The sequence below is a fragment of the Candidatus Halocynthiibacter alkanivorans genome, assembly GCF_003333265.1.
Taxonomy (GTDB): Bacteria; Pseudomonadota; Alphaproteobacteria; order Rhodobacterales; family Rhodobacteraceae; genus Halocyntiibacter_A; species Halocyntiibacter_A alkanivorans.
In genome coordinates this window covers 1-7,905 of sequence record NZ_QOLB01000145.1, presented here as the reverse complement: position 1 = coordinate 7,905, position 7,905 = coordinate 1, and the positions used below count along the sequence as shown (strand labels likewise).

5 protein-coding genes are annotated in these 7,905 nt (G+C 62.6%); all 5 read right to left on the bottom strand.

Annotation, left to right across the window (positions count from 1 at the left end):
- Positions 1 to 937 (bottom strand): FHA domain-containing protein (locus DWA01_RS23905; RefSeq protein WP_114287427.1); only part of this gene is annotated, 937 nt, incomplete at its 3' end.
- A 259-nt stretch (positions 938 to 1,196) separates the two neighbouring features.
- A complete protein-coding gene (locus DWA01_RS19205; protein ID WP_114287426.1) occupies positions 1,197 to 1,823 on the bottom strand; it encodes a DUF6931 family protein in 627 nt (208 codons plus the stop codon).
- A gap of 8 nt (positions 1,824 to 1,831) precedes the next feature.
- Positions 1,832 to 3,952, bottom strand: a complete 2,121-nt coding sequence (locus tag DWA01_RS19200) for a type VI secretion system Vgr family protein (protein ID WP_114287425.1) — start codon at positions 3,950 to 3,952, stop codon at positions 1,832 to 1,834.
- A 2-nt stretch (positions 3,953 to 3,954) separates the two neighbouring features.
- A complete protein-coding gene (locus DWA01_RS19195; RefSeq protein ID WP_114287424.1) occupies positions 3,955 to 4,278 on the bottom strand; it encodes a hypothetical protein in 324 nt (107 codons plus the stop codon).
- On the bottom strand, positions 4,278 to 7,905 hold a 3,628-nt coding region (locus DWA01_RS19190), incomplete at its 5' end, for a type VI secretion system contractile sheath domain-containing protein (protein WP_114287423.1). The genes DWA01_RS19190 and DWA01_RS19195, both read right to left, overlap by 1 nt.

The window sequence follows — 7,905 nt, the reverse complement described above, 5'->3', positions numbered from 1 at the left end:
CTCGTGGGCTGGGAGATGTGTGGAAGGGACGGGCGGGCGCGGTGGGGCGCGGGGCCAAGGGAGGAGGAGCGGCCACAGGCGTCGGAGCGGGGGAAGACACCGGTGCAGGGGGCGGGGTCGCCAGTCCGGGATCATCAAGAAGATCCGCGAACGGGTCACTTTCGCTGCCAGGTCTGGCGGCAGGCGGCGGTGGCACCGGGGGGCGCGCCGGGCTGGTGGCCGCAGCGGGCGCGGCCGGGGCCGACAACAGATCATCGTCCCAGTCATCAGGGATGATATTGGACTGTCGCTGGGCTGCCGGCGCGAAATGGTCCTGGGCCGACGGGTTGTGCCGCGCCTGGCTGGCGCCTTCCATTTCCTGACCGTCCGGGCGCGCCCCGCCCAGGATCGGGTCGTCTTCTTCGCCCAGCGGCGGCAGGATATCATCCATCGGATCGGCGCGTGTGACCTGGGAGGGGCCTTTGGGGCCGCCTTCCGCGCCGAGCAGATCGTCGAGAAAATCACCCTCGGTCGACGGGTCGTCCAACAGGCTGAGCGTGTCGGGAGCTGCGCTGGCGCTGCCGTGAGAGACCTGGGCCTCGCCCACCGGCGGCGCGATCTGCGCCGCGGCTTCGGCAGCGGGATCCTGGATGCTGACCACCAGCTCATAGCCGCCCATGGTCAGGATATCACCGTCATTCAGCGGCGTTGGTGTCGCGCCGAGCGGAATTTTACCGTAGTTCAGATAGGTGCCGTTGGTGGAGAGGTCGATCACCACCACATTGCCGTTGTGATCCTCGATCACGCAGTGGTTTTTGGAAATCACCCGGTCCGGGTCCGGCAGCGACAGTTCATTTTCCAGCCCGCGGCCGATGGTCAGCGAGCGCCCCTGCATCAGCACGGGGTCGCCATTGCCCGGCACGGTGCCGGTGGACTGGAAACGCAAAGAGACTCTCATAGACGATCTTGTCCTCCTGTCAGACAGTTATCTGGTATGGTCGGTGGCGCTGTCAAAGCCCCGGTTAATGGCCCTCTCAATGCCCCGTTCAATTGCGGGCGCACTGGTTGGCTTACAGGTCGGCTCACAGATCGGCTCACAGATCGGCTCACTGGCAGGACCAACTCCGCCGCGCGCCGGCCTGCTGCTTTCAGTCTTACGCCGAACGGCAGGCGTCGTCCTGTGCGTTCCAGAATGGGGCAGCCTGGCGGCATCTGCATCAGTGCGCTCCTTTGTCAGCGGGGGCGTCAGCGTCTTCTGTTGCCGGAGCGTCAGCGGTGCCATTGCCACCGCGCGCGATATCCAGCGCCCGGTCTGTCACCACCTCCATATGGGCAACAAAGTCCTCCGCCGCGCCCATGGCTTCCATATTCATGCCAAAGACGGCGGCACCAAGCGCGGCGGGCGGCGCTTCAATTTCGGCCATATCGCCTTCGCCCATATTGCCCTCAGCGTAAAAGGCGGCCACGGCGCAGAGCGAAGTGTCGTCATCGTTAAAGGCCGTTTCCATCGCCACGCGGGCGTTTTCGCGGTTTTCCGGCGTCGGGGAAAACACCCAGGCTTCGGCGGCTTTCAGCGAGGGGGTCGCCGCCTTTTTGCCCGGACCGGTCAGATCACGCGCAGCGAGACAGGCCCACCAGACACTTTCGCGCGCGGGCAGCGCAAAGGCCAGCAGCAGCAGGATATCCACCGGGGCGTCCGCAGCTTCCAGCTCCTCGAGCACCTGCTGCACACTGGCATTGGCCGGCGATGACAGTTCAGTGCCCAGCTTGATCTGTGCCATGGCAAGGATCCGGCTGGCGGGCGCGTCGGGTATCTTCTTCAGGTCGTTAAATCTCTCACTCATCGCGCACCTCAGTTGATCATTGTCACGCCGCCCTTGAGCGTCAGCATGGCATCGCCTTTGACCGTGGTTTTCGGGGATTTTGCATTCAGCATGCCGGAGGCTTTCACATCGATTTTGGTCGATTTTATTGTGATGCCGGCCGGGGTGATTTTGATGGAGGAGCCGCCCACTTTCAGCTCGATCGACGTGGCCGCTTCCAGAGTTATTTTACCCGCATCCGCCTTCAGGGAATAATTTCCGGCGCCGATACTGACTTTTTCATTGCCCGCCCCGACAGTGCGGGTCAGATTGCCGGCCTCGATATCCTGGGTGTAATTGCCGGAGACCACCGTCTGAGCGGTATCGCCGGTCACCTTCTGGGTGGCTTTGCCTTCGATGGTTTCTTTGTGGTCGGTCTTGATGAAGATCTCCTGATTGCCAGTTTCGACCTTAAAAGTGTGGTCACCGGTCTTGATGGTTTCGACCTTGTTGGCGTGGATGGTCTGGGTCAGGTTGCCCTTGTCCTTTTTTTCAAGGCCGATGGTGATATCGGCGTTGTTCTTGACGATCTGTTGGTAGTCTTTTTCAGCCTGAAACCGCACCAGTTCAGCGTCTTTTTTATCCTCCATCATCAGCTCGTTAAACCCGTCGCCACCTTTGGAGCTGTTGGTTTTCACGCCGGACTGGGTCATATTGGCGGGCAGTTCCCAGGGCGGCATAGTGTCGGCATTGTACAACATGCCGGTGCAGACCGGACGGTCCGGGTCGCCCTCTTCAAACTGGATCACCACCTCCTGGCCGATGCGGGGCACCGCCATCATGCCCCAGCCTTTGCCGCTCCAGGGCATCACTGTGCGCACCCAGCAGGATGTTTTGTCATCCTTTTCGCCGATGCGGTCCCAGTGGAACTGAACTTTGATACGGCCATATTTGTCGGTGTATATTTCTTCACCCTTCGGGCCGGTCACCACGGCGGTGTGCATGCCCCCGATTTCGGGCCAGGGCGTGGTCAGAGCCGCGCGGTACTGGCTGGCTTTGGGCACCACTTCAAAGACGCAGCGGTAGGTGTCGCGGTTTTCCGGATCAAACTCAAGCCGGCTGCCGGTGATGCTGCCCAGGGTGTCTTCGTCTTCATAATCGGTTTCGATCTGCAGGTAATAGGTCGCTTGCGAGATCAAAAAATCAGTTTTGTCGTCGCCGCGCGGATGGTCTTTCAGTTTGAAGGTGCGCCCGACTTCCAGCGTGCGCACATTGCCGGCGCCGTTCCATGTCTGGTGGCGGATCGCTTCGGCTTCGATTTTGACCTTGGCGTAGTTTTCCCCCAGAGGGCCTTTGCGGTAGTGGCCCGGGTAGTCATAGACCTCATACGTTTTGTGGGAATGTTTGCCCTTGGCCATGGCTTTGGTGGATTTCAGCGGCGATTTCGGCGCTTCGAAATTATAGTCGTTTAACGTCACCTTGCCGCTGGTCACCCGCTCGCCCGCGGTCCATTCAAAGATATGATCGGCGCGGCGGCGGAACTGTTCTTCGCGGAAGAAAAATTGCAGGTCCGGCCCCTCTTCCACCGCCTGATAGGCGCTGACGGAATCCGCCAGTACCATTTTTACATCGCTGGCTTCGTGGCTGAAGAAATAATAGATGCCCTCTTCTTCCATCAGCCGGCAGATAAAATCAAAGTCGCTTTCGCGGTATTGCACACAATACAGCCGTGGTTTGTACGTGCCCGAGAGTTTGTTATCGAGATGGCCGTCAAAGCCATAATCGCTCAGCACTTCTTTGATGATATCGACGGCGGAGAGTTCCTGGAACACTTTGCAGTTCTGCCGCCGGGTCAGGAACCAGAGCCAGGGCCGCACTTCGGCCTGAAACAGCCCGTAGCCCTGATACAGCCCGATATATTCGGCAGAAATACAGGTGCCGAGAAATTTGCGCTCAGACGCGTCTTCTTTTTCGATGATCAGATCGAGCGAATAGCCGACCACATCCTCAAGTTTCAGCGCTTTGTTTTTGGACATGAATTCGACGGTGGTTTCGGTCAGCCGGCTGATGCCGTCGCGCACCACGGCGGATTTCAGGAACAGGTCCGGCGCGGTGTAATCGCCGTCCATGCGCAACAGCCGGTTTTTCATCACTGTGTCGGGTGCGGGCATATTCAGTCCCCCCTCTGTGTTACATCATCGCTGCCATCGCGCGGGAAATCTTCTGCTGCGACTTCAAGCAGATGCCCGTCTACGCGCAGCCGCGCGATCACATCGGGGTTGATGCCCCAGAATTCGATCAGCGAGACCGCGCTGCCAACATAGCGGCGCAGCTGCAAAATATCCTCAAACACCAGGCATCTGATCGGGCTGGGGAAGCTGCCCTCTCCCGAGATCAGCGGGCTGAGATACGCATCGCCCTGATACAACCACCAGGATTGTTCCAGCCCCAGCAGGACGATTTCGTCATCAGGTGAAACGTTGGATTGTTCGCTCATCACAGCCCCTCCAATAATGCGGCCAGATCTTCGTCCACCGCATCCGGGTCCGCCGGTGTGGTGGTGGCATCATCAAACCCGGCAAGAAGATCGTCCAGATCGCTGTCTGTCGCTGGCTCCGCTTCTGTCTCTGCCGGCACTTCAATCTCCATGCTCAGCGTGGCCTGCGGCAGGTCTGGCGCAGAGGGCGGTGCGGGTGTCTCGCCCGCCCAGCGCCCGAGGATTTCCTGCCCGGCGAGCGACTGGAATGAACCAAGCCGCACTGTATCCTGGCCTTTAAGCGACACCACCGGCATCAGCCCGCGGGTGATCACGACCTCCATGGTGCTGGTGGTCAGATTGCGCTCGGTGCAGGGCAGCGCGATCTGGTCACCATACGCGTCATCGACATAATGAAACGGGATATCCCCCAGCGACATTGCTCCGCCCAGCGACATTTGCGCGCCGCCCTCGGTCCAGGATTTCGCCAGCAGCGTCGCAATCAGCAGCACCGGATTGGCCCAGAGCATGCCAGAGAGCCCCGCCTGCATGGTGAATTCCTCAAAGGGAAAGGCATAGATCGGGTCGGAGCGCGCTCCATAAGGGTGGCGCAGCAAAAAGCGCGGCGTCGCCAGCCCCAGATAGCCTGCTTCGGGCATGGCGCGCAGGGTCTCCCAGGCGCGGGCCACCAGCGGGTGCCGGTCGGTTTTTTTGGTGTCGATAAACCCGGGCGCTATGGCGGCAAAAAACGGCGCGTCTACATGAGCGGCCAGGCGGGCGATGCGGCCCAGAAGTTCTGCATGGGGCGGCGTTTCCTCAAATGTGTACATGCCAATAAGGGCGGAATAGCCGCCACGCCCGTTCTCTTCCTCCAGCGGCTCCCCGGTCAGCAGCTGCAGCAAGCCGCAATCTGCCAGATCCTCCGCCCCGGCCCCGGCCAGATCAGCGGCCAGTTCTTCGGCGGAAATATCATAGAGCACCAGCTCCAGATCGTCGTCGGTTTCGATGCGGCGGGCGAGGAAATCAAGCGCGCGCCACTGGGATTCCAGCGCCTGAAACTCCGGGTGGTGCAGCACAAGACGCATGGCCGAGGACAGCGCCGCGTCCACCGCCGCTTTCATGCCCGTCACCTCCGGGTCTTCAGCGGCCACCACATAGGGACCGATGATGCGCGCCAGAAGATCCTCCACCTTTGAGGGCTGGCTCAGGCTCGCACTGGTGTCGCCGATCAGTTGCTGAAAGGCGCTGAGCCGGCGGTCGGCGGGCACTGCGGTGGCAGCTGAGCTGCGTTTGGGCGGTGTTATGGGCGTGGAAAACTCTGCCCCCCAGGCCTTCAGGTCGCGCAGGGCGCTGTCGGCGGTGGCACCACTGCCCAGCTGTTGTTTCAGTGCGTTCAAAGCGGAGAACAGTGCCACATTGTCATAAAGCTCGTCAGGGTGCAGGTCGTCGATACCGTTGAGACGGACCTCTATGCCGGTTCCGTCACGCCCCAGAGGCAGCACCAGGGTGGTGGCAAAACCCTCAATCACATCCTCCACTGTATCCACATCAAGCGGGATCGCTTTACGGGCGGCCAGCGCGGTGCCGGTCTCGCAAAGCCCGCGTGCGGCGCGGCCGGAAAAATCGCCAAACAGCGCGATGCGGAAGCGTTTGCGCCTGAGCTGCGCCCGCTCCGGCCGTGCCGTGGAGAGCGTGCCATAGGGGTGTTGCAGTTCCGCAGCGACGCTGCCGGTGACCCCAGCTGCTGTGGCCGGGGTGCTGGCGTCCGGTGTGGTGGCGATCGGGGCGGTGGCGTTTGTTTCCGCCTCGCCCGGCGTTGCTGCACCCGTGGCCTCAAGAGCGGAAATATCCGGGCCCGCATCATCCGGCGCCAGGTTGTCCTGTAACAGGTTGTCCGGCTTTTGGGCATCAAGGCCCAGGTCGTCCAGCCCCAGGTTGTCCGGCTTCTGGGCATCAAGGCCCAGGTCGTCCAGTCCAAGCTCGTCCAGCCCCAGGTCATCCAGTCCCAGGTCATCCAGTCCCAGATCGTCCAATCCGAGGTTTTCGAGGCCAGGATCATCAAGGCCCGGCTCATTCAGCCCTCGATCATCAAGAGCCGTGTCATCCGGGGTGCTGTTCTGAAGCCCGGCATCCGTTGGCGCAACGGTCTCAGCACCGGCGCCGGCAGCAGGCGTTTCTGCTGAAATTTCAATGGAGGTTTCCGGCAGGTATTCAGGAGATATTTCAGCGGAAACGGCATGGCCAGCCGTGCTGTTGTCAGCGGAGCCGGCCGCCGCAGCGGTGTCCACGGCCGATGTCAGATCAGTGGCCAGGCTGTCCGCGCCGGTGCCGTCGTTTTCAGCGGTTTCAGTTGCCGGTTCTTGCAGGTGCTCCGCCCCGTTTTCTGCACCGGCCGTGTCACCGCCCGGCGTCTCATCACCCGGCATGTCCAGACCCAGGTCGTCAATGCCCAACGCGTCCAGCCCCAGGTCGTCCAGCCCCAGTTCGTCCAGCCCCAGGTCGTCAACAGCCGGCGTTTCAGGCGCACGCGTCTCGGGGGCACGCGTTTCAGCGACCAGAGTTTCCGGGGCCGACGCGTCCGCGATCGGCGTTTCCAGGCCGGAATCTTCCACCATGGCAGGTCCGGAAGCCTTGTCTTCCGGTCCGGGCGTGTCGAAAACCGGCGCGTCAACAGCCAGGTCACTGAGACCCAGATCATCGAGATCCAGGTCGTCGAGGCCCAGATCGCCTGAGCTCAGCGCCTCCCCACCTGAGCTTTGCGTCCCGGGAGGTACGTGTAGCAGCTCTGCAGCGGCACGTTCTGCCAATGTATCAAGCGCATCGGTGCTGTGCTCCTCTGCCGGCGCGTCGGGCGGAGACAGATCCGCCAGATCCTGCAGTGCCGCAATGGTGGTGTCGTCTACTGGTGTCTGCGAAGGTCTTTGCGCTGCAAACGCGCTGACTGCCGCCTCAGCGTCGTCTGCTGCAGGTGTTTCACCGGACTGCTGGCCGGCAAGTGTCCCCAGCGCCGCAGCCTGATCATCGCGAACCGGAACATCTTCTACCGCGCTCTCCCGCAACGCATCCAGCGCGGCTGTGCCGTCTGTATCCTTCGGGGGCTCCTTCGGCGCCTTTTCCTCTGCAACCAACCGCAACGCATCCAGCGCCGCCATCCCGTCCTCAGCATCAGGCGCTCCCGTGGGCGCGGCGCTCCGCAGCGCATCCAGCGCTGCCGCGCCGGCGTCCCCTGCGGGTGCCTCCTCCGGTGCGCGCGTGGCCAGAGCGTCCAGCGTGGCGGACGGATCATCCGCCGCTGGCGCCTCTGTGGTTGCAGCATCGCGCAACGCATCCAGCGCCGCAATCCCGTCCTCAGCATCAGGCGCTCCCGTGGGCGCGGCGCTCCGCAGCGCGTCCAGCGCTGCCTTGCCAGCATCCCCTGCGGGAGCCTCATCCGGCACGCGCGCGGCCAGCGCGTCCAGCGTGACGGACGGATCATCCGCCGCTGGCGCCTCTGTGGTTGCAGCGTCGCGCAACGCATCCAGCGCCGCAATCCCGTCCTCAGCATCAGGCGCTCCCGTGGGCGCGGCGCTCCGCAGCGCGTCCAGCGCTGCCGCGCCGGCGTCCCCTGCGGGTGCCTCCTCCGGTGCGCGCGCGTCCAGCGTGGCGGAC